The organism is Bacillus sp. FSL K6-2839, from assembly GCF_038003365.1.
GTDB lineage: Bacteria > Bacillota > Bacilli > Bacillales > Bacillaceae > Bacillus.
The window spans coordinates 66,008-89,819 of the sequence record NZ_JBBOOZ010000002.1 but is presented as its reverse complement, the minus strand read 5'-3'; the positions used below and the strand labels follow the sequence as shown (position 1 = coordinate 89,819).

Annotated in this window: 18 protein-coding genes and 1 other annotated feature; of the genes, 10 read left to right on the top strand and 8 right to left on the bottom strand. The window is 40.6% G+C overall.

Features of this window, described 5'->3' with window-relative positions:
- Nucleotides 1–172: 172 nt before the first annotated feature.
- Nucleotides 173–847, top strand: a complete 675-nt coding sequence (locus tag MHH26_RS14575) for an NAD(P)H-dependent oxidoreductase (RefSeq protein ID WP_106038160.1) — start codon at nucleotides 173–175, stop codon at nucleotides 845–847.
- Nucleotides 848–937: 90 nt separating this feature from the next.
- Nucleotides 938–1,162, top strand: a binding site (T-box leader).
- A 75-nt stretch (nucleotides 1,163–1,237) separates the two neighbouring features.
- Nucleotides 1,238–2,587 carry an amino acid permease gene (locus MHH26_RS14570; RefSeq protein WP_034660121.1) on the top strand — a complete coding sequence of 450 codons (1,350 nt, stop codon included), beginning with the start codon at nucleotides 1,238–1,240 and terminating at the stop codon, nucleotides 2,585–2,587.
- Between the two features lie 211 nt (nucleotides 2,588–2,798).
- Here the strand turns inward: MHH26_RS14570 and MHH26_RS14565 are convergent, their stop codons facing one another.
- The 6 genes from MHH26_RS14565 to MHH26_RS14540 form a co-directional block, all read right to left on the bottom strand.
- A complete protein-coding gene (locus tag MHH26_RS14565; protein WP_307500320.1) occupies nucleotides 2,799–4,214 on the bottom strand; it encodes a HAMP domain-containing sensor histidine kinase in 1,416 nt (471 codons plus the stop codon).
- Nucleotides 4,211–4,897, bottom strand: coding sequence for a response regulator transcription factor (locus tag MHH26_RS14560; RefSeq protein ID WP_340973884.1), 687 nt, complete (start codon nucleotides 4,895–4,897; stop codon nucleotides 4,211–4,213). The genes MHH26_RS14565 and MHH26_RS14560 overlap by 4 nt, the downstream gene beginning before the upstream one ends.
- Nucleotides 4,894–5,877 (bottom strand): YncE family protein, encoded by a 984-nt coding sequence (locus tag MHH26_RS14555; protein ID WP_307500319.1) that lies wholly within the window; start codon nucleotides 5,875–5,877, stop codon nucleotides 4,894–4,896. The genes MHH26_RS14560 and MHH26_RS14555 overlap by 4 nt, the downstream gene beginning before the upstream one ends.
- A gap of 277 nt (nucleotides 5,878–6,154) precedes the next feature.
- Nucleotides 6,155–7,489, bottom strand: a complete 1,335-nt coding sequence (locus MHH26_RS14550; protein WP_340973882.1) for an MFS transporter — start codon at nucleotides 7,487–7,489, stop codon at nucleotides 6,155–6,157.
- Nucleotides 7,490–7,529: 40 nt separating this feature from the next.
- Nucleotides 7,530–8,102 (bottom strand): TetR/AcrR family transcriptional regulator, encoded by a 573-nt coding sequence (locus tag MHH26_RS14545; RefSeq protein ID WP_307500316.1) that lies wholly within the window; start codon nucleotides 8,100–8,102, stop codon nucleotides 7,530–7,532.
- 90 nt (nucleotides 8,103–8,192) lie between these two features.
- Nucleotides 8,193–10,724: a PEP/pyruvate-binding domain-containing protein gene (locus MHH26_RS14540; protein ID WP_340973880.1), complete on the bottom strand. Its 2,532-nt coding sequence runs from the start codon at nucleotides 10,722–10,724 to the stop codon at nucleotides 8,193–8,195.
- 284 nt (nucleotides 10,725–11,008) lie between these two features.
- Here MHH26_RS14540 and MHH26_RS14535 point away from each other — a divergent pair, with 284 nt between their 5' ends.
- The 3 genes from MHH26_RS14535 to uvrA all read left to right on the top strand — a co-directional run bounded on the left by MHH26_RS14535 (nucleotide 11,009) and on the right by uvrA (nucleotide 16,421).
- Nucleotides 11,009–11,254 (top strand): CsbA family protein, encoded by a 246-nt coding sequence (locus tag MHH26_RS14535; protein ID WP_012011392.1) that lies wholly within the window; start codon nucleotides 11,009–11,011, stop codon nucleotides 11,252–11,254.
- A gap of 297 nt (nucleotides 11,255–11,551) precedes the next feature.
- On the top strand, nucleotides 11,552–13,537 hold the full coding sequence (gene uvrB / locus MHH26_RS14530) for an excinuclease ABC subunit UvrB (RefSeq protein WP_034660110.1): 1,986 nt from the start codon (nucleotides 11,552–11,554) through the stop codon (nucleotides 13,535–13,537).
- Between the two features lie 7 nt (nucleotides 13,538–13,544).
- Nucleotides 13,545–16,421 (top strand): excinuclease ABC subunit UvrA, encoded by a 2,877-nt coding sequence (uvrA, locus tag MHH26_RS14525; RefSeq protein WP_340973877.1) that lies wholly within the window; start codon nucleotides 13,545–13,547, stop codon nucleotides 16,419–16,421.
- 226 nt (nucleotides 16,422–16,647) lie between these two features.
- Here the strand turns inward: uvrA and MHH26_RS14520 are convergent, their stop codons facing one another.
- Nucleotides 16,648–16,878 carry a hypothetical protein gene (locus MHH26_RS14520; protein WP_034660106.1) on the bottom strand — a complete coding sequence of 77 codons (231 nt, stop codon included), beginning with the start codon at nucleotides 16,876–16,878 and terminating at the stop codon, nucleotides 16,648–16,650.
- 195 nt (nucleotides 16,879–17,073) lie between these two features.
- On the opposite strand from MHH26_RS14520, the gene MHH26_RS14515 reads away from it, so the two are divergent.
- The 5 genes from MHH26_RS14515 to MHH26_RS14495 all read left to right on the top strand — a co-directional run bounded on the left by MHH26_RS14515 (nucleotide 17,074) and on the right by MHH26_RS14495 (nucleotide 23,051).
- The gene (locus MHH26_RS14515) at nucleotides 17,074–17,409 is read left to right on the top strand and encodes a DUF4870 domain-containing protein (protein WP_034660105.1); all 336 of its coding nucleotides are present in this window, start codon (nucleotides 17,074–17,076) and stop codon (nucleotides 17,407–17,409) included.
- 11 nt (nucleotides 17,410–17,420) lie between these two features.
- A complete protein-coding gene (locus MHH26_RS14510) occupies nucleotides 17,421–18,512 on the top strand; it encodes a DUF4097 family beta strand repeat-containing protein (protein ID WP_340973875.1) in 1,092 nt (363 codons plus the stop codon).
- A 6-nt stretch (nucleotides 18,513–18,518) separates the two neighbouring features.
- Complete coding sequence (locus MHH26_RS14505; RefSeq protein WP_034660102.1) at nucleotides 18,519–18,713, top strand: PspC domain-containing protein; 195 nt, start codon at nucleotides 18,519–18,521, stop codon at nucleotides 18,711–18,713.
- A complete protein-coding gene (locus MHH26_RS14500; protein WP_024423577.1) occupies nucleotides 18,714–19,100 on the top strand; it encodes a phage holin family protein in 387 nt (128 codons plus the stop codon).
- Between the two features lie 93 nt (nucleotides 19,101–19,193).
- On the top strand, nucleotides 19,194–23,051 hold the full coding sequence (locus MHH26_RS14495) for a metallophosphoesterase (protein ID WP_340973873.1): 3,858 nt from the start codon (nucleotides 19,194–19,196) through the stop codon (nucleotides 23,049–23,051).
- 33 nt (nucleotides 23,052–23,084) lie between these two features.
- On the opposite strand, the gene MHH26_RS14490 is transcribed toward MHH26_RS14495, so the two are convergent.
- Nucleotides 23,085–23,810: a GntR family transcriptional regulator gene (locus tag MHH26_RS14490; protein WP_307500309.1), complete on the bottom strand. Its 726-nt coding sequence runs from the start codon at nucleotides 23,808–23,810 to the stop codon at nucleotides 23,085–23,087.
- Nucleotides 23,811–23,812: the final 2 nt, after the last annotated feature.

The window sequence follows — 23,812 nt, the reverse complement described above, 5'->3', positions numbered from 1 at the left end:
AACAAAAATGTGCGTACTTGAATCAATGGAAGCTTTTCTTTTACCATAGAGATATCACATCACACATTCGGGCTGTTTGTTTTATTATCATAACAATTTCTATATGGGAATGGAAAGAAATTGGATTGATGAAACTTCTCACCCTAATCGTTCACTAGAAAGGATGAATACCATGCGAGACAAAGAGCAATTAAAAAAAGAAATCATTGAGGCGTATGAATTCCGTCATGCGACAAAAGAGTTTGACCCGACGAAAAAGATTCCAGAAGATGACTTTGCGTTCATTTTAGAAACAGGAAGACTTTCCCCAAGCTCTGTCGGATTTGAGCCTTGGAAATTTCTCGTCGTTCAAAATGAAGCATTTAGAGAGAAATTAAAAGAATATACATGGGGTGCGCAAAAGCAGCTTCCAACTGCCAGCCATTTTGTGATCATTTTGGCAAGAACAGACGCCCGGTATGATTCAGCATATGCAGAATACATCAACAAGGAAATCAAGGGAATGACAGACGAAACGTTTGAAATGGTAAAAGAACGCTACAAAGAATTCCAAGAGAATGATCTTCATTTGATGGAAAATGACCGTACGCTCTTCGATTGGGCTTCCAAACAAACGTATATTGCCCTTGGAAATATGATGACAGCCGCTGCACAAATCGGCATTGATTCATGCCCTGTTGAGGGATTCAGCTACGATGAGATTCATCGTATTCTTGAGGAAGAAGAATTACTTGAAGATGGTCAGTACGACATCTCTGTCATGGCAGCCTTTGGGTATCGAGTCATTGAGCCAAAGCGCGGCAAAACGCGTCGTCCGATGGATGAAGTAGCCGTTTGGATTCGTTAAAAGAAAATGTCTGAAAAAGGCTGTTGACAATTGCGTGGTTAGTCAGTATATTTAAAAAATAAAATCTTTGATAAATAGACAAATTGACTATAAAACGCTTTGACTTGAGAATAGTAAATGAATATCCGTTTTCTAAGAGAGCTGCGGGGTGGTGCAACGCAGTAAAACGAATCATTGAACTCGCTCAAGGAGCGGCAAGACTGAATGAATAGTAAGTCTTTACGTGTGACCTCCGTTATCGGGTTTCAAGTTGGATTCAGCTATGTCTGAATCAATAAGAGTGGTAACGCGGTTGCAAGGTCAGTCGTCTCTTCAAGGAGATGACTGGCCTTTTTATATGCTTTTATCTTATATTTGTCTGAAGATTCAATTTTAAAGGAGCTATAGAAAATGGAAAAGGAACATGTGCAGTTAAAACGAACAATGACGTCAAGGCATATCATGATGCTCGCACTTGGCGGTGCCATCGGTGCTGGTCTGTTTAAAGGAAGCAGTTCTGCCATTGATATCGCGGGTCCTGCTGTCATTTTGGCATATATGATTGGTGGTCTTATTTTATTATTTATTATGCAAGGACTTGCCGAAATGACGGTTGCACGACCTGGCGCTAGAACATTTCGTGATTTAATTGAACCTGTGTTAGGCAAATACCCCGCCTATTTCTTAGACTGGATCTATTGGAAAATGTGGGTGCTGAACATTGCAGCAGAAGCGATCGTGTCTGCAATCTTTATTCAGTACTGGTTCCCGCAAGTACCAATATGGACACTTGTGTTAATCATTTCACTTGTTGTGACATTGATCAATGTTTGTTCAGTCAAAATGTTTGCTGAGACAGAGTACTGGTTAGCTTCTATAAAAATTGCTGTCATTCTTTTATTTATTATTATTGGGTTAACGATGCTGTTTGTCTCATTTGGACAGCATGCAGCACCGGGATTATCCAACTTAACCGACCACGGGGGATTTTTCCCGAATGGAACGGGCGGCTTAATTGCGGCAATGCTGGTGGTCGTGTATTCATATGGGGGAACTGAAATGATTGGGGTCACATTAGCAGAAACAAAAAACCCTGAAAAAGTCATCCCAAAGGCCATTCAAAGTACATTTGTACGAATCATCGGTTTTTATGTACTTCCGTTCTTCATCATCGTCAGCTTGATTCCTTGGAATCAAGTAAACAATGAGCAAGTGAGTCCATTCGTCACGGTGTTTGCAACGATTGGTGTGCCATATGCAAGTGATATCATGAACGGGATTATTTTACTAGCGATCTTGTCTTCTATGAACTCTGGTCTGTATGCTTCTTCAAGGGTACTATTTACACAGGCGATGGATGGCCGTGTATGGAAGGGTTTTTCTAAGCTGTCGAAACAGCAGGTGCCAGTCAGAGCGATTCTAGTATGTACATCTACTTTGTATGCAGCCGTATTAATCTCTCTTTTTGTAGGAAGTCAAACCTTTAATTATTTAATGGGATCTTTAAGCTACACAGTCTTATTCATCTGGTTTATTATTGCTGTCGGGCATCTAAAGTCTCGAAGCGTAACAGCACCAGGAGGATATCGCGTCAAGCTGTATCCTTTCACGACATGGTTTTCTGTCATTGCGATCATTGCCATTTTTATTGGCGTAGTATCAACAACTCCGATCGTCCAAACCTTGGTCACAATGGGTATCTATCTCATCATCACTCTTTCTTTCTTCATCAATAGAAAGCGGTTTGAAACAGTTGTTTAATTTAAAAGCGTGCAGGACTTTTGAAGAAGGTCTGGCACGCTTTTTTAATGTAGTTTTATTGTTTGAACTGAAGCAATCGACTCTCCTTTTGAAAGGAATTGATGCATAAAAGTAGATGATCAAAAAGGGGCTGAAAATAGCTGTTCGAATTTAGACGACTGATGCGTATATATGGATCAAGCGAATGACCCTACCTTTAAAATCGAATTTGTTATGTCGTAGGCAGGTCTTCATCGATCGGAGTATTTGGCAGCTGAATGATGGCTGTCGTACTGCATCCTGGCTCAGATTGAATATCGAACGTGCCATGATGTTTTTTCATGATTTGATAGACAATGGCTAGTCCAAGACCGGAGCCGCCATCTTTTCTCGTACGTGCCTTATTTACTCGGTAAAATCGCTCAGAAACATGTGGAAGGTCTTCTTTTGGAATGCCGTTGCCCTCATCTGTCACTCTCAATTCAGCCATATGCTGGTGAACTAGTAATTCAATCGAGATCGATTTTCCAGAGGGAGTGTAATGAATGGCATTGTCCAGTAAATTACGAACCACTTGTTGCAGCCGATCGCTATCGCCATACACAATACAATCCTCATCAAGTGTTCGTTTCAGATAAATGCCTTTTTGATTAGCGATAAATGCCATTTGATCAAGAACGTCATGAATCAGCTGTGCAAAGACAATTGGCTCCATCGTTAGTGGATAAGAATCACCTTCTAGCTGCGCAAGGTCTAAAAGATCGTGCACAAGCCGGCTTAAACGTGCGGCCTCATCCTGGATGATGTGCATTCCTTTTTTTTGATCAATGATCCCTTCTTCAATTCCTTCAGCATATCCTTTCATATAACTTAGCGGAGTCCGAAGTTCGTGAGAGACATTCGCAAGAAATTCCCTGCGGTGCTGCTCAACTTTTTCAAGGGTAGAAGACAGTTTGTTAAAGGAGCGGCTCAGCTGGTTTAACTCATCTCCGTTTTTGGTCACTATCATACGTTTTGAAAAATCACCAGATTCCATTTCCATAGCAATTTCTTTCATTTGATTAATTGTCCGCACGACTTTATTGGAGCTTTTATATCCGATAAAGAAAATCAGGAGCAGGATCAATAAAATGGATATGCCAAGTGTCAATCTGATTTGGACAAAGGGTTCATACACATCCGATAAGGGCATGGATAGAAAAATTGTCCCCGATAGCTCATCTTTGCTTGAGAAAACAGGGATGGCGATGCCAAGAATATCTTGATGAAACTGTGAGTGTTCTCTAATCAGCACGACGGTTTCCCCTTGAAGGAGCTTTTGGCGTTCCTTGAACGTAATGAGATTATCATTTGTGTTCGTATCAAAAGGAAGACCACTTGAAAGCTCCATTGGGTCATCTGTAAAAATAATGTTCGCCTGACTTGAGTCGTTTGCCCATTTTATTCTATCGGTAAAATACGTATCTTTCCCGTGTTTATGATAGATTTGTGCCAGCTTTTTACCTTGTAAACTTAAGGAATCGATCTGTTTATCAATATATAAGTGCTGGTATAAGTAATAGGTAAGGGCAAGAGCTGAGGCAGCAACGATTCCGGTCACTACAAGGATTAAGAAGAGCACTTTCTTTTTAATCGATAAAGGCTTCATTCTTCCTCCTCAAACTTATAGCCGACACCCCAAACGGTTTTAATATGCCGTTCCGCTCCCTTTAATTTCAGTCGCAGCGTTTTGATATGTGTATCAACTGTTCGTAAAGAGCCGCTCGTGGAATGTGATTCCCACAATTTTTGATAGAGCTGTTCTCGTGAAAACACTTGGCCTTGATTGAGTAAAAGAAACATGAGTAAATCGAATTCTCTTCTAGTTAAATTAATGGGCTCCTGATGGATATAGACTTGTCTGCCATCCTGATCAATCTCCATGTCGCCAATCTGTATTCGGCTGCGCTTTAGCGAAAGACCTCTAATTCGTCTCAAGGTTGTTTCAATTCTTGCTGCAAGCTCACGTAGACTGAAAGGCTTCATGATGTAGTCATCCGCACCAATTTCTAGACCTCTAATTCGATCCTCCTCATAACTTCTAGCTGTTAAGAATAAAATGGGGATTTGAGATGTTTGCCGAATACGCTGGCAGACTTCAAATCCATCCATATCAGGCATCATGATATCCAGTACAACAAGGTCAATGGGTTCCTTTTCAAGCTGACGTAAGGCATCCATTCCATTATTAGCTGTGATGATGTGAAAGCCTTGTCTCTTTAAAAAGGATCCGATTAACTCAAGCATATCGAACTCATCGTCTACGATTAAAATATGCATTTGTTCTTTCATTTCTTTTCCTCCAACACGATAGCATAAGGTCCTGATGGGACATTCAGTCGATTTTTCATCATGAATGTATGTTTATCGATAATTGATACTGAATTGTCATCTAAGTTACTCACATATATTGATGTGGTATCAGCGGTGATATAATTCGGGTTTTGACCAGTTTCAACAGAAGCAAGCTGCTTATTTGTCTCTGTATCTACTTTGTACAGCGTATGATCTCCATGACAAAGTACATATAAAGTAGAAGAATTTTTCTCTGAAAAGAATGCAACGGGCATAACGCCTAGTTTCATTTCTCGCTGCTTTTTACCTGTTTTTGGGTCGTAAGAAAAAATGCTTTTATTTAAGGTACCTTGTTTACCGTGTCCACCGACCCAAATGGACTTTCCATCAAAATGAATACCAGAAGGCCGTTCAAGTACAGAGAACGTACGTATATGTTTTTGCTTCTCAATATCTATGACGGAGACAGTATGACTTTCTGCATTTAAAACAAATAAAGTACCTGAAGAAGAAAGTGTCATAGAAGAAGGTAACTTTCCGGTCTTCACAGTTGCTTTTATTTTTTTACGCTGCGTATCAATAAAATAAACGACATTTTTCTGTGTATCCGCTGCAATTAAGGTGTGAGAAGCTGCATCATATGTAAGAGAAGTCAGCCCTTTATTCACATTCATATAATCTGTTGCTGTACCTTTTTTTAAATTAATTTCGATAAGCGATTCTCCTTCTTTACTTGTTGCAATGATGACGTCTTTGTTGATTTGGATAAGATCAGTGAGCGGATGTTTTAAATCAACGGAAGAGATCATTTTATTCTTTTGTAAATCAACTATTGAAAAGGAAGCTTTTTTTAATTGAGAGATGACCGCGATCGATTGAGAACTGCCAGGTGGATTAAATTGCTGGTCTTTGCCACAGCCTGACAGGAATAATATTAGAGCTGACAAACAGATCAAAACATATTTTGCACGTTCCATTCTTCCGCTCCTTTGTGTCCTATATTTTCAAAAAGCATACCACAAAAATTGTGAAAAAAAATCGAAGTTATCAGTACTGGAAGAGATGAAAAACAGTTTTTAGGTGGGTGAACGGGGACAATTTCGATCGAAAGTTCCTTTTTTGTCTAGTCATATGGCTTTTTTTCATCTTTAAAAAAGGATTTTCAATATTTGATTACTGTGCCCGCTATAGCTTACAGTGATACAAATGATGAAAACTCCCCCGCTCTAAATCAACATAGAGCGCAGGAAGTCATTAGGCGGAATGCCCCGATGATGGAGAGGTGGATTTTGTTTTGACGCGTTGAGATAAAAGGAAACCAAGGATTCCTGCACCCATTAATACAATAAATAATGATTGGAAACCACTCATGATACCAATCAAAGTCGACGAAATGATACTGCCAAAATATCGAAAGGTAGAGAAAATACCAGATGCTGAACCAGATAAGCTTTGATCAACAGCTGTTAAAGAAGCCATCTGCATACTGGTCATACCAATCCCTGATGAAATTCCACCTGCGACTAGTGTCACGATTAGCAGTGGTAAGGTGGGGTACTGACTCAGTGTAATTAACATGATGCCTGATAAAGTGAGGCAGAGAAATGAAAAGCGAATCATTTTTTTCGCGCCTTTTTTCGGATGAAGTCTAGCCCCTAGCAAACCGCTAAGAGACATACAAAGCGAAAATACCGATAGAATCATACCGCCTTGTGTATGAGAAAGGGCAAGTTGTTGTTCCATAAACAGCGGCATAATAAGAAGGATGGCGTACATGACAAAATTACTTAGCATGATCGACAGATTCGCATTTGTAAATGAACTGTTTTTAAATAGGGACAAATCGATGATCGGATTCTTTACTTTCCGTACATGTTTAAAGAATAAAGGAATCACAATCAATGCTAAAATACCATAAATTAGATATTCATTTAGTAACTGGCTTTTTGTGCATAGAATGATTGTGGCAATTCCGATGGTTAAATACAATGAACCGATGATATCTACCCTTGCTTGTAGGCGTGTATGCTTTATGTTTGGAATGAGTAAAATACCGGTGACAAGTGTAAGAAACAGAAAAGGGATATTCACTAAGAATATGGAATGCCAATCAAAACTCTGAATGAGAATCGATCCAATAAAAGGCCCAAGTGCAGCACCAATACCAGCACCAAATCCAAAGTAACCCATTGTTTTAGACAGTTTTTCGGGTGATACTGTTGCACGAATCAATGCAATGCTATTCGGTGTTAAAATAGCCCCGCCAGCTGCTTGAATGGATCGAAAGATGATGAGAAATGCTAGATTAGGTGCTAAAGCACAGCCAATCGAGCCGATTAAAAAGAGTGTTACTCCGGTTAAATACATGCGGCGGTGTCCGTATATATCTCCTAACTTACCAGCGATAGGCTGAGTGACCGCCATGACAATAAGATAAATCGTGACAACCCAAGTAATGTTTGAAATGGATTGATCATAATAAGTTGATATGGATGATAGAGCGACTGCGATCATCGTTGAGTTGACCGGAACTAGTATAGCTCCAAGTAACAAAGAATAGATGATCAAGCTCTCTTTTTGTAACCTCAATGTGTATACCACCTTTTGTAAAAAAGAAGAATTCCACCCTTTAAGCGGGAGAAATTCCTCTCATGAAAATGTGTGTGTATGTCTCAATAAAATCATCTTTTTGTGTTAAAACGAGTTGAAAGTCTTGCTCTAGCTGCTGAATAAAAAAACCGAAATACGTACTAATGAAAATGTCTGCATAAATGTCTTCTTTTCCTTTTAAGACATGATGCTGAGCACTCATCTTTTTGAAATATTGTATCAGCATTTCCCTTAGTTCTTGAGGATAAATTTTTTCATGACTGGTCAAATCTTTAAACATAGCCGGTTCTCGCATGCTGATATAAATAAATTCTTTTTTTGAAGTTAAATCTTCAAGGAAATAGGAACCGAGAAACTTTAAATCGGTGTATAAATCGCCTTTAAATTCTGCTTCTAAGGTTTTCGTCGGTGTCGATTTCATTTTCATAATGGCAGTAATGACGCCGCGTTTGTTTTTAAAGTTGCGGAAAATAGTCGCTTCACTGACATTCGCTTTTGTGGCTATTTCTTTGGTTGTGGTTTTTTGATAGCCCTTTTCAGTTAATAAATCCATTGTTGCGCGAATGATTCGTTGATTTGTAGATTTTAACAAGCATACTCACCTCAGGTTATGAATGTGTTTGCAACAAAGTAAGTATACCGATAAAACCTATGACCGCCAATATGATCCAAAACGATAAAATTAGACACGTGCATGCTGTTTTAATATCTGAATGCGTCCATTGCTTCCATCTACTGTCACAAGGTCACCGGATTGAAGTGTTTCAGTCGCTATTCGGGTACCTAAGACAGCTGGCATCATATACTCTCTAGCGATAATAGCTGAATGAGACAAAATGCCGCCAGCATCGGTTATGACTGCTTTTGCATCTCTAAATAAGCTCGTCCATAAAGGTGTGGTTGTTTTGCAAACTAAAATATCATCCTTTTGAAATTGTGAGAATTCCTCAGCACATGTAATGACTTTTACTCTTCCAGAAACAATACCGCTAGATGCGCCAATTCCATAGATCATATCGTTTGTGTTATTTTCATTTTCTCTTAATGAACCGAGCATTCTTTCCACTTGCTGCAATTCAGCTTCAGTTGGGGTGCCCATATAAGCTGGTGGTTGAATGGCTTCATTTTCTTTCATTTCCATTTTTCTTTGTGCGATGACCGTATCGAATGTTGTAGACGTTGTGAGCGCTGTGTGTACCTCCTCATCGTAGAGATACCATAGATCTTCTTGTTGGGGAATCGCTCCTTTTTGTACAAGAAGTTCACCAATTTTTAATAGATATACCCTGGCTTTAGCATCTAACATGGCATCAATGTAGAAGTGATGATCATCACGAATATTAGCGGCCTGTAGGGCAAATTGATAAAGTGTCTCAAATTTTGTTTTAAACGCTTCATCCTTCACTTGGCTCATAAAATGTTCATATGTCTCTTGTCTTTTGATGACGGCTTGTGCAAATTCTTCATCAAAATCACATTGGTATTGAATGTTGTTTCTGATGATATCTAGTATAAACTCAGGGTTTTCCACCCATGTTTCTTCCGTAAGGTCATGACTTTTAACAGATCGCCAGCCATAGACTTGAAGAAATTCCTTTAATTCCAAAATGAAGTGTCTGCCTTTTTCCGAGTGATTGAGTGCATCAAGCAGCTCTGGGTTCTTTTCATGCTTCATAAATGCTTGATGAAGTTCAGTATCTTGAAGGACACTCTTTGCAAAATCAGATAGCTTCTTGTCTGTTTCAAGAGATTTGTTCATCACGCCTATCATCATCTCATGCAGCAGGATCACTTGTGTTTGATCACCAGTATACGTCACAAGCATGTCTTCGATCATAGCCGATAGAATGACTTGAGGTATGACAATATCAAAATGATCATCATATGCTTGTATATAAAAAGTCTTTAATTCTTCGAAGCCGATGATGGCTTCTTCAATGGTCATCGGTTCATTCATTTGACGATCGAGTTTTTCGTAAAAGGGAAAGAAATTTTCCTCTAAAATCTCATACATACGTTCACTTAAATGCGGAAACAACTCAAATATGCGCTCATCAAAAACTGGCGCAGCTTCTGCACTCGTTTCAGGCAGTGACGGTGCTGAGTACAGGTGGCCTCTATAAAGCTTGATATTTTTAATATTCAGATCAGGTACTTGATATTTTTCACCATTTTTCTTCATTCCGCTTTTTAATGCTGGGATGATCAGACTTGAAAAGAGAGGACTCGTTGGCCCAGGCATATGATCGTCCATTGAGATCCAGAAATCCTGCAGCTCATCTGGCTGCATTTGAAAAGAAGTACCCGCTGTTTCATCTGCTGCTTTTGAGAGGGCTGCGGTAATCGGCCTGGCTTGAAGTAAATAAAATGTGCCATTTGCTATTCCAAATTCGATATCGACGCTATGTCCATAAAGTGCTTCTACTTGTTTGGTGATTTGCGTGATTTCTACTAATTCGTCATCATTCAGGCAATATTGCCCAGCCATTTCCTCCGTTACTGACTGTTCAATGACACCTTCTTGATAAGGAATAATTTGCAGCTCTTTCGTTCCAAGTGATTTTTCAATAGAAAGTGTCTCTTTGTCTACAATAAATGTGTCTGGTGTCACAAGCCCGGAGACGATTGCTTCTCCTAGTCCGTAGCTTGCTGTCAGCATCATTTCATTTGTTTTTCCCGATACGGGATTCTCACTAAAGATGACTCCGGAGACGTCAGAATGGATCAATCCTTGAACGACAACAGCCATGAGCGGCATCTCTTCCTCGTTTTCATCCATCTCTTCCTTATATTCTGTCACTCTCGCTGCAAAATAAGAAGACCAGCATTCTTTGACAGCCTGTAAGAATTCTTCATTTGTTTTGATATTTAAATAGGTCTCGTACTGTCCTGCAAATGAGGCGCCTTCGAGATCTTCAGCAACAGAAGAGGATCGAACTGCAACTGAGGGATAAGTCTTCCGCAATGATTGAAAGGACGAAAGGAGTTCTGCTTCCATTTGAGAAGGAAACGATGCTTCTTTGATTTTGTGAGCAAGGTTTTGTTCAGTTGGATGCAGGTTGTGATATGAAAGAAAGCTGGAAAAGCTGTTGGTTTTGATAATAAATCCATCTGGGACTGGCAGTCCGTGATTGTTTAATTTAATTAAATTCAAGCCTTTTGCCCCTGCGAGTGCTGCGGATTCTTCAGCCGCATGAAATAAAACTGAATACATGGGAATGCCCCCTTATCCAAATAGCCAATGGTTTGTATGTCTCTCTATAGTTTTTAAAATGATAGTGCGCACTATCATTTTAATCATAGGATGTATTGGATGTTACTGTCAAAGACGGAAAGACCTATCTTTACAAAGGGGACATTCTCACTAATTTCCTTCCATATCTATATCAAAAGTCTCCGAACTGAAAGAAAAATAGGTGAAATTGAAAACTGTGAATTGTTCAATATGCCAATCTTTACTATAATCAAGGAAGTAGACCAAGAAGAGGGAGGGTTTTTGTGATTACAAAAGCCATATTTGCACTTGTTTTTCCTTTCCTGCTCGTTATTTTATTTTCAAAGGTTACTTATAATCATTATGTGGGCATTGCATTAACAGCAGCGCTTTTATTTGCCTCGTACATGAAGGGCTATACAGAAACCTACTTTATTGTGGGATTAGATATAATTTCTTTAGTAGCTGGGGCATTATATATGGCTAAAAAAGAAATTGAAAAAAGAGAAAAGGCTGAAAAACATCATTGATGTCATCATTAAGAGCGTGATAGGCCGAAAGGTGACGTTTTTTTTAAGCTGTGCTTACGAATTCTAGTGAGTGCAGCTTTCTTTTTGTGCTCTTTTTCTGCTCATCGAATATCTCTCACCAAAATGTTCCATACTGAAAGGAAGGTTTTCGTAAGAGGGTTATTTGCCATTGAAGAGAGGGTATGACTGTATTGGAAATAAAAATCAAGCAAGAGCCGAACTTTAGTTCGTATTTTTGTGTTCTTTTATGATAATATATTCATTAGATAGATTTCGTAACGAAACGGAGGCTTTGATGTGAGTGACCGCTTTGAATTAGTTTCTAACTATCAGCCCCAAGGAGATCAGCCGAAGGCGATTGAAAAGCTTGTTGAGGGGATCCATCAGGGGAAACAGCATCAAACGCTGTTAGGTGCTACAGGTACGGGAAAGACCTTTACTGTATCCAACCTGATCAAAGAAGTGAACAAACCGACACTTGTCATTGCGCATAACAAGACACTTGCCGGTCAGCTATACAGCGAGTTCAAGGAATTCTTTCCGAATAATGCTGTCGAATATTTTGTGAGTTACTATGATTATTACCAGCCAGAGGCGTATGTGCCCCAGACTGATACATTTATTGAAAAGGATGCCAGCATCAATGATGAGATTGATAAGCTGAGACACTCCGCTACGTCCTCGTTATTTGAGCGGAGAGATGTCATCATCATTGCCAGTGTGTCCTGTATTTATGGCTTAGGTTCGCCAGAGGAATACCGAGAGCTTGTGCTGTCTTTACGTACTGAAATGGAGATTGAACGCAATCAGCTTCTTCGTAAGCTGGTGGACATTCAGTATTCTCGTAATGATATAGATTTTCAGCGCGGAACCTTCAGAGTACGAGGAGACGTCGTTGAAATTTTTCCTGCTTCACGTGATGAGCATTGTATCAGAGTGGAGTTTTTCGGTGATGAAATTGAACGTATTCGTGAAGTGGATGCATTGACTGGAGAAATACTCGGTGATCGTGAACATGTGGCTATTTTCCCAGCATCTCACTTCGTCACAAGAGAAGAAAAAATGGAAAAAGCGATTATCAATATTGAACAAGAGCTTGAGGAGCAGCTCGAAAAGCTTCGAGATAATGGAAAATTGCTTGAAGCGCAGCGCCTTGAGCAGCGGACAAGATATGACCTTGAGATGATGAGAGAGATGGGCTTTTGTTCAGGAATCGAGAACTACTCAAGGCATCTGACCTTGCGCCCTCCTGGTTCAACACCTTACACATTGCTTGATTATTTCCCAGATGATTTTATGATTGTTGTTGATGAGTCACACGTGACGATCCCGCAAATCCGCGCGATGTACAACGGGGACCAAGCAAGAAAGCAAGTGTTGGTTGATCACGGATTCCGTCTGCCTTCAGCACTTGATAACAGACCGCTCACCTTTGATGAGTTTGAAAAGCATATCAACCATATTGTGCATGTATCTGCCACTCCTGGTCCTTATGAGCTTGAGAAAACCCCAGAGGTTGTGGAACAAATTATTCGTCCAACAGGTTTACTTGATCCAATCATTGAAGTGCGTCCGATTGAAGGGCAAATTGATGACCTAATTGGAGAAATTCATGCGCGGATTGAGAAAAATGAGCGTGTGCTCGTGACTACGCTGACGAAGAAAATGTCTGAGGATCTCACAGATTACTTAAAAGAGATCGGAATCAAGGTCAATTATCTGCATTCAGAAATTAAGACCCTTGAGCGGATTGAGATTATTCGCGATTTACGTCTCGGAAAATATGATGTGCTTGTGGGAATCAACCTTCTTCGTGAAGGACTGGATATTCCAGAGGTGTCGCTCGTGACGATTTTAGATGCGGATAAAGAAGGCTTTTTACGCTCTGAAAGATCCCTCATCCAGACGATTGGCCGTGCAGCGAGAAATTCAGAAGGCCGGGTCATTATGTATGCAGATAAAATGACCAAATCAATGGATATTGCGATTCAAGAAACGAAGCGCAGACGAGAGCAGCAAGAGGCGTATAATGAGAAATTTGGGATTACTCCGCAAACCATCCATAAGAAAATCAGAGATGCCATTAAGGCAACAAAGATACATGAGGAATCGGAAGAATATGAAACAAATGCAGCACCAAAGCTGTCAAAAATGAGCAAAAAAGAACGAGAAAAAGTGATTGAAAAGGTCGAGATGGAAATGAAAGATGCAGCAAAAGCGCTTGATTTTGAAAAAGCAGCAGAATTAAGAGATCTATTGCTAGAGCTAAAAGCGGAAGGGTGATTGCCTGATGGCTATGGAACGAATAGAGGTGAAAGGTGCTAGAGCCCACAACCTTAAAAATATTGATGTGAATATCCCGCGTGACCAGCTAGTGGTCATCACGGGTTTATCTGGTTCAGGAAAATCGTCTCTTGCCTTTGATACCATTTATGCAGAGGGTCAGCGCCGATACGTTGAATCTCTTTCAGCGTATGCGCGCCAATTTCTCGGTCAAATGGATAAACCGGATGTAGATGCCATTGAAGGTCTTTCTCCGGCGATTAGTATTGACCAGAAGACGACGAGCCGGAACCCTAGATCAACGGTTGGAACCGTTACTGAAATCTATGATTATTTACGTCTCTTGTATGCTCGAGTCGGGAAACCTATTTGTCCGATACATGGAATTGAAATTACGTCCCAAACGATTGAGCAGATGACAGATCGTATTTTAGAATATCCAGAAAGAACGAAATTGCAAGTGCTTGCTCCGGTTGTATCTGGCCGCAAAGGAACACATGTCAAAGTACTTGATCAAATTCGAAAGCAGGGCTATGTTCGAGTAAGAGTCGACGGAGAGATGGAAGATCTGTCAGAAGAGATCGAGCTTGAAAAGAACAAGAAGCATTCCATTGAAGTCGTGATTGACCGAATCGTGGTGAAGGAAGGCGTTCAGGCCCGGCTGTCTGACTCCCTTGAAACGGCGCTGCGACTAGGTGAAGGCCGTGTGATGATTGACGTGATTGGACAAGAAGAGCTGTTATTCAGTGAACATCATGCTTGTCCGCACTGCGGATTCTCTATTGGTGAGCTTGAGCCGAGAATGTTTTCATTTAATAGTCCTTTCGGTGCCTGCCCGAGCTGTGATGGGCTTGGCTCTAAACTAGAAGTTGACCCTGAGCTCGTCATTCCTAATAAGGATTTGACGTTACGACAGCATGCTATTGCCCCATGGGAGCCGCAAAGCTCACAATACTATCCTCAGCTTCTTGAGGCAGTATGTACACATTACGGCATCGACATGGACATTCCAGTGAAGGATATACCGTCGCATTTATTCGATAAAATTTTATATGGCAGCGGCTCTGAACGGATTTATTTTAAATATGAAAATGATTTTGGCCAGGTACGTGAAAATGAAATTGAATTTGAAGGCGTTCTTCGTAACATTGAGAGACGCTATAAGGAAACCAGCTCTGATTATATTCGTGAGCAAATGGAAAAATATATGGCCAATCAGCCATGTCCGACATGTAAAGGATATCGTCTGAAAAAAGAAACGCTTGCGGTTCTGATCAATGGCAAACATATCGGAGAAATCACTGATTTGTCTGTCTCTGATGCCCTTGATTTATATGGTGAAATCGAGTTGTCTGAGAAAGATTTGCAGATTGCCCAGCTCATTTTACGTGAAATCAAAGAACGCTTGTCTTTCTTAAATAATGTGGGATTAGATTACCTCACATTGAGCCGGTCAGCGGGCACACTATCCGGCGGAGAGGCGCAGCGGATTCGTCTGGCGACTCAAATCGGGTCAAGGCTGACAGGTGTTCTTTATATATTAGATGAACCATCCATTGGTCTGCATCAGCGTGATAATGACCGGTTGATCGGGACATTGAAAAACATGCGTGACATCGGGAACACCCTCATTGTCGTAGAGCATGATGAGGATACGATGCTGGCCGCTGATTATTTGATTGATATTGGACCTGGAGCAGGAGTTCATGGAGGAGAAGTGATTTCAGCTGGGACGCCGGAAGAAGTCATGAAGGACAAGAAATCTTTAACAGGACAATATTTATCGGGTGAGAAATTTATTCCGCTGCCGATCGAAAGAAGAAAGCCTGACGGCCGCTACATTGAGATCAAAGGTGCAAAAGAAAACAACCTGAAAAACGTCAATGCGAAGTTTCCTCTAGGCGTCTTTACAGCTGTGACCGGTGTGTCCGGCTCAGGGAAAAGTACGCTTGTGAATGAAATTCTATTAAAATCACTTGCGCAAAAACTGCACAGAGCGAAGGCGAAGCCAGGACAGCACAAAGAGATCAAAGGAATGGATCACTTAGATAAGGTGATTGATATTGATCAATCTCCAATCGGCCGTACGCCGAGATCCAATCCAGCTACGTATACAGGCGTATTTGATGATGTGCGGGATGTGTTTGCACAAACCAATGAAGCAAAGGTACGAGGCTATAAAAAAGGCAGATTCAGCTTTAACGTCAAAGGCGGACGCTGTGAGGCGTGTCGTGGAGATGGCATTATTAAAATCGAAATGCACTTTTTACCTGATGTGTATGTGCCTTGTGAGGTGTGCCACGGGAAACGTTATAACCGCGAGACACTTGAGGTCACATATAAAGGGAAAAACATTGCCGATGTCCTTGAAATGACTGTGGAGGACGCACTCCAATTTTTCGAGAATATCCCGAAAATTAAGCGGAAGCTTCAAACGATTTTTGATGTTGGGCTAGGATACATTACACTTGGACAGCCTGCGACGACATTGTCCGGGGGAGAGGCGCAGCGTGTGAAATTAGCATCTGAGCTTCACCGCCGTTCAAACGGAAGGTCTCTTTATATTTTAGACGAGCCGACAACAGGTCTGCATGTGGATGATATTGCCCGTTTATTAAAAGTGCTTCAGCGTTTGGTCGAAAACGGAGATACGGTGCTAGTGATTGAGCATAACCTTGATATTATAAAGGCTGCTGATTACCTCGTTGATCTCGGACCAGAGGGCGGTGCAGGCGGCGGAACGATCATTGCCTCTGGGACTCCTGAGCAGATTGCAAAAGAAGAAGCTTCTTACACTGGTCAATACTTGAAGCCTATTTTAGAACGTGACCGTGAACGAATGAAACAGTTGGTCAAAGAAACAGAAAGTGTAACGTCATCATAAAAAAACCCTCGTTAAGAGGGGGTTCAGATTGTTGACAAAGGGCTAAAATGATGTTTATTTTAGCCCTTTGTCTTCTTTTCAGTGTGATAGAAAACCTTTGAAGTCTAGGAAGGATGAGCACTGGCGCGGAGCGAATTTGACATTCGGGAGCACCAGCGCGCAGTCCTGACAAAGAATGCGAGGGTTTGCCTACACGCTGAAACCCCTCGTTAAGAGGGGTTTTCTTTTATTGCGCATCTTCCTTTGGCATTAAATGACTGAGTTGCGTTAAATCCTTTAAAATATGTGTGCTGCTGCTGTCGAGCAGTACTTTTAAATAACGGATATCACCATACTTTGGATGAGACGGATGAATGGTCTCAAGCTCCCTGATCATATCGCTGTTCATGCTTTTCTGTTTCTGTATAAGGTCTAAAAGCGTTTGAGCCGTGTGGTTAGTATTATGATGATCTGTCAAAATAATTACCCCCTATAATGATAATCACCATCTTTTCAACATATTTTAAAGGGTAATCCGTGAAGAATCTATACTTAGGTGCAAAAAGATATAATTTGTGTCTAAGGTCATATGTAATTCGAATGATTTTGAAACTTTTGATACGCAATAAACGTATGAGTGAGAAAGGAATTTTCATCATGAAGGAGCGAATATATGAATAGAGATCAGTCGATCATTGCATCTATTTGTTATTTTAGTGTATTTTTTATGCCGTTTATTGTACCGATCGTGGCATATTTTGTAGTTGATCAAAAGGAAACGAAACGGCACGCGATGCGGGCATTGTGGTCACACCTTTTGCCAGTCGCAGCGTGCGTGATACTGGTTTTTGGATCTATCCCATTTTTATTGGCGACACAGGCAAGTGACTCACTTATTCCAGTGATCACGATGCTCATCTTGTCCTTTTTAGTCGCCATTGGCTTTTTGATCTCTGTCATTTGGAATATCATTCAAGGTATTAAAGTACTTCAATCCATCAAATCGTAGGAGGGCTTTGTATGAATGAAAAAGAACGCATTTTAAAATTAGTAGAAGACGGGACATTATCGGCAAAAGAAGCGATTACGCTGCTTGAAAAACTAGAAGAAAGTCAGTCTGTTTCATTAGAAAAGTCTACAGCTGATCACACCTTTCATGAAGAAAAAGCTGGCACAGAGAGCAAAGGAACTGGTACTGAAAATCTTGGTGCAAAGCTGTTTGGCTGGTTAGATTCTGCGGTGAAAAAGGTGAAAGACGTAGATCTTGATTTAAACTTTGGACAGTCGGTCGACGTTGAGCACATTTTTCAGTTCAAAGACGCCACGCTCTCTCATTTAGATATTCAATTGGCGAACGGCAGTCTCAATGTGATGCCTTGGGACGATGGGGATATTCGTGCAGAGTGCCATGCGAAAATCTACCGTGCAGAGGACGGAGAGCAGGCAAGACAGCAATTTCTCAATCAATTGGACTGCGGCCTGGAAGGGGATAAATTTTTTATACGGACCGAAAAGAAGACGATGAAAGTCAATGTCACTTTATATGTACCTCGTATCCAATACGATAAAATCAAGGTTAAACTGTTTAATGGTCCGATTCGCGGGGAAAAGCTAAAGACAAAAGAACTTGCTGCGAAAACCACCAATGGTGTTGTCTCTTTTGCCTCGTTACAGGCAGAAAAGGTCGGAATTGAAACAGCAAACGGACAAATTAAACTGGCGGATCACGAGTGTGGTATGATTGAAGTAGAAACCATCAATGGGCTCATTGACCTGCGCGGGAAAAGTGAATCAATTGATGCCCAAAGCTTTAACGGAAACATTGCTATTCAGCTGTCGGATGAAAAGTGCCGTTCCATTTATGCGAAAACGACAACAGGCAGTGTGGACGTCCAGATCCCGCGTGCGTGTGCAGTGACCGCTGAACTGAAAAGCAATCTTGGGTCTATTTCTCATGATTTGCTTGATGCAGAGATGATTAAAGAGAAAAATGAAACATTACAAAAAGAGAAAATGATCAAAGCCAATCAACAGGCAGTGAACAGTATATCCATTTTTGCAGAAACAAAAACAGGTTCAATTCAAGTAAAGCACCAATCAGACAAGGAGTGATTCTACATGAAGAAGCTTTATCGTTCAGCAACAGATAAAAAAATAGCGGGTGTTGTTGGTGGACTTGCCGAATACTTAAGTGTCGATGCATCCCTGCTTCGCATTTTAACGGTCATCATCGGATTTTTGACAGCATTTATGCCTATCTTCCTGGTCTACTTCATCTGGTATTTTGTTGTTCCGGAAGAAGGCACTAAATAAATGCTTAGATGGATCGTCAGTATTTTAGTAAATGCATTACTTTTAATCGTCATTGCTGGATATTTTGATTCAGGCATTCTGCCAGGGCTCGGAAGCGTATATATTGAAGGGTTTGGGGCAGCCATTGTCGCAAGTATCATTTTATCCTTGCTCAATATTTTAGTGAAGCCGTTTTTGATCATTTTAACGCTTCCAGTAACCGTCCTTTCACTAGGATTGTTCTTGTTTGTGATTAATGCCATCACATTGATGATGACATCGAGCTTTATGGGTGATAGTTTTAACATTGATGGGTTTGGAACGGCCATTTGGATGGCTGTCATTTTATCCATTTTCCATCTGTTGATACAAAAAGGAATTGTGGAGCCGTTAGCGAAAAAAAGCTAACGGTTTTTTTTTACCATTTTGTATCGTTTCTCCGTTTCATCTGTCATAAAAACTTCCTTCAGGAGACACAATATCCGAAGGAGGCGGTGCACGATGGTGAACGTGAGCAGACAAATCATGCTTTTATGTTTTTTTATCATTCTTTTTTGTTTCAATCAGCCTGCTTCAGCAGGGCCTTTTATTCAAACACAAGTCAATATACCGGACAAGCCTTTTTCTCCTTTTATCTTTGATCGATTTCATGTGGATGTCCGTCCAGTTCTAGGGGAAAAAAGCCGTGATCTCCAGTTTCGTGCGTCTATTACGGATCCGGAACAAATTTTGTCTGCGAACTTGTACTATAAACAAAGTGATGAACTGGGGTACCGTTTGCTTCCAATGGAACGGTTACCAGGTATGAAGCCAGAATTTACAGCGAAAATTCCGCCAGATCAATTATGGAATTCAACCGTTCGTTACTATACAGAGTTTCTTACGCAAAAGTCCGTGATCAAAACGGCAGAACAATCTGTCCACTTAAATGGATTTGAAGAGGATCTTTCTCGCATTCCGGACTTAGTCATCACGGAAATTGTCGTCAATTCAAAGAATCGCAAAGGCAAAGATGCATTTGAATTTATCGAGGTGTATAACACGACACATGAGCCAATCTCTCTTAAACATTATCAACTTCGCTACCGCAATCCTGCACAAGGAACTGAAATGGATGATGTGTATTCCTTTCACGCAAATCCAGTCACCATTTCACCTGGAAAACCTTATGTTTTCTGGCTGAGGAAAAAAGGGCAGGAGCATTTAACTGTAGCGGACTTCAATGCCATGTACAAAAGTCAATTAAAAGAGGGAGAGCATGTATCTGTCATTGAGAGCAAAGGGCTGTCCAACTCTAAATCTCGTCTTGTTTCAATCACAACAAATATAGGGGAGGAGATTTCTTCAGCAGCATTTCGTTTGAAGCCATCATGGTTTAGTGAGCATAAATCTTTGCTGTTTAAATATCCAATGGACGGTACTTCGCAAATGAAGGTGATCTCGAAAATTGAAGAAGAGCCTACGCCTGGAAAAGTGCTAAAAGCACAAATTCCATCTGAGAAAAAAGAAATGTCTCAAGATATCCATAAACCTGTGATTGAAGATATGACAGTGAGGAAACCCGTGAAACCAACTGAAAGCATAGAGATTAAAGCGGATGTACAGGATGATCAGGCCGTCAAAACCGTCAAGCTTCGCTATCGAACAAATCGGAAAGATGATTTCAAGGAAATACTGCTTCAAAAAGATCATAACGACCGGTTATTTCATCATATTATTTACTCACCTGAGTTGATTGGTAAAGAACAATTGGAATATCAGCTTGAAGCGTCAGACGGCGAAAATACAGCAATGACGATGAAAAAAATGATTGATGTGGAGCAGGTTAGCAAAGCCCACGGCCTTCGATTCAATGTAGAAGAAGGAGATACGGTTTCAGGATTATTTCCATTAAAGGCAACGTCTGATCGGAAAAAAAGCATTGAATTATTGATAGATGGAAAGCGGAATCAGCAAGTATTTTCTGCCCTTGAAGCAGATCCATATATCGCATTTGATGTCAAAGGGACAAATTTATATTTTAAAAATGGTGTGTCCATAGGTAAGCACTTACTTTCTATTTTTGATGATTCGACAAAAGTGTATCGTACCTATACAATGCCAATACCAGAAGCAGAGATGAAAAAAGCAGGTCTCCAAACGATCTCCTTCCATGCTGGAACGAAGTCTTCTCCAGTAGATCGGCTGCCTGGAGAGAATCACGATGATTTTGAATTAAAAAACGTCCGGATGATCCTGTCGAATGGAACTCAAATTCCTCCAATCAATGCAAAGCCGCAAAAAGAATGGAAAATGGGAGACAGCGGTAACGCCAAAAAGGTAAGAACATTTCAATTTGAAATTCCAAAAGAAGCTTATGTTTCAACCTATATGAAGTGGGACACAAGAAGGCTGAAAGAGGGGCCGCATTTGATTGAGGCCAAAACCTCAGACGAGCATGCATCTGTACATGTGAACGTTGATAACACAGGTCCGAAAATCAAGACCAACGTCCAAACAAAGGATCCATATAAAGGAGCCTTTACGTTAAAAGCAAAGGTAACGGATCGTTGGAGTGACATAGAGGAGATGAAGGCATATGTAGATGGCAAGCCCATTTCCTTGCCATATCAGACGTCCTCTAGCGAATTAAACCCGGGTGAACACACGTTGACAATTAAAGCAAAAGATGCCGCAGGGAACATGTCGACGTTGAAAAAAGAATTCAAAACGGTACATGAACACCCTGAGACACCAGAACGAGTAGCAGATAAGACGAAAATGAAATCGTCTAAGCAAACTGTGCTCACCAAGGATCCAACGAATGATAAGCTGGATTACTCCTTTTACCGTGCCTATCAATATACATCGCTGCATCCATCAATGAAGATTTTGAAATATGCAGCGGAGACAGAACCGCCAAAAAGCTTTAACGAAAAAGGAGAAATGATCTTTTCTAATCAAGAAAGGAATCGCATTGCATTTGCTGATGGTAAGTCAGTTGAAACGAAGGATTTAAATCGTTTTCCCTATCATCGTTTTCAAATCAAGGTTCATCAAGATGTACGTGAAAAGGATGTCGTCGAAGCGATGTGGAAAGGGAGTTCATTGTCAGGGAGAAAGGTGACCATGTATGCATGGAATCATCAGCAAGAAAAGTGGGATAAAATCACTCATCATTTTGCTGAAGATCAAAAAGAATTTTACCTGAAAGGACTGCTGTCAGTAAGACAGTACATGAAGAATCATACGTTTGATTTGCTTGTACAGGATGAAATCAGCAAAGCGCAAAAGCCATATAAGATGGTTTGGATGTCTGACACACAATATTATGCAAAGAGCTATCCTCATATCTTTAAACAAATGGTCGAGTGGATTCGAGACCAGAGAGAAAAGTTAAACATTCAATATGTGTTCCATACAGGTGATATTGTGGATGATTCAAAGGATAAACAATGGCATCGTGCCGATACGTTTATGCGTGTGTTAGATGAGCATCAAATTCCTTACGGTGTTTTAGCAGGAAATCATGATGTTCGACATAAGGATGGCTTATATGCGGAATATGGGAAATATTTCGGGGAGAAACGCTTTGCAAATAAACCTTACTATGGTGAATCCTATCAAAACAATCGAGGTCATTATGATCTCATCTCTGCCGGTGGCAATGATTATATGATGGTATACATGGGCTGGGGGATTAAGCAAGATGAAATTGATTGGTTAAACCGTGTGATTTCTGAGCATCCAGACCGCATCGTCATTTTAAATTTCCATGAGTATTTGTTGGTGAGTGGCAACCGCAGCCCGATTGGCGACCTCATCTTCCATCAGGTGGTGAAACGCCATCCCAATATTGTGGCAGTATTTAGCGGCCATTATCACGGAGCAAGCAGGAAAGTAGATGAGCTTGACGATAACCAGGATGGCAAAGTAGACCGGAAAGTATATCAAATACTCGCTGATTATCAGTCAGGACCTGAAGGTGGACAAGGGTTTATGAGGCTGATAACAGCCGATCAAGAAAAAAACCAGCTTCATTTTACGACGTACTCACCTTATATGAATCAAGAGCATTTCTATGATCCTAAAACGTATGGAGATCAGGATGAATTTTCAATTGATGTGGATTTGACGCCGAAAATGAAATCTGTCAAAACCAATTATTTTGAACTTAATGTCTACACAAATGTCCTGATAGGAGAGGCACGCGGTGTAAAAAGCGGCAAAAAAGCAAGCTTTGTGTGGAAAGGCTTAAGGCCAAATGAAGACTATTATTGGTACACTGTAGCAAAAGATCGTTTTCAAGGAAAAGCAATTTCGCCTATATGGAAAATTCATACAAAAGATGATCGTGAAGCAACATTTCTTAGGAAATAAAAAACAGTGCTCCTCCTTTTATGAGGGCACTGTTTATCTTTCCATTGTATGAATGAGCTTGTAACGATCCCCTCTATACACGGAGAGAACATACTCAAATGGAACGTCATTCTGAAAATAAGTCGTTCTTGCGATTGAGAGCACGGGATCGCCTGTTGAAATAGACAGCACGTGTGCTTCTTCCTTTGAAGCTACATTCGCTTCAAGCTCTTGTTTTGCATGAGCAATTGCAAGGCCTGTTTGAGTCTCTATATATTCATATATAGAGCCAGTTAAATGTTCCTTTGTTAAATCTCCTGCAAATGCTTCAGGGATATAGCTCGTTTCAATCGCCATCGGTTCATCATTTGCAAGGCGTATCCGTTTGAGTTCAAATACAGCATCGCTATTTGACAGTTGTAAGACAGGCAGCAAGTGCTCTGGACATACGATTTTTTTGAAGTCAATCAGCTGGTTTGAAGCTTTAAGCCCACGCTGGCGCATATCCTCTGTAAAGCTTGTTAAGCCTTGAAGCGGCTGTTCAAATTTTTTTCGGCTAACAAAGGTGCCTTTTCCTTTTTGTCGATACAAATATCCTTCGTTCACAAGGTTCGATAAGGCTTGTCTGACAGTCATTCGACTTATACCAAAGCGTTCGGCATATTCTCTTTCAGAAGGAATGAGTGTATCAGGTGCTAATGTTCCATCCTCAATCTGCTTTTTCAAGTTCTCCATAATCTGATGGTACATCGGAATAGGTGACTGCTTATCAATAAACATGT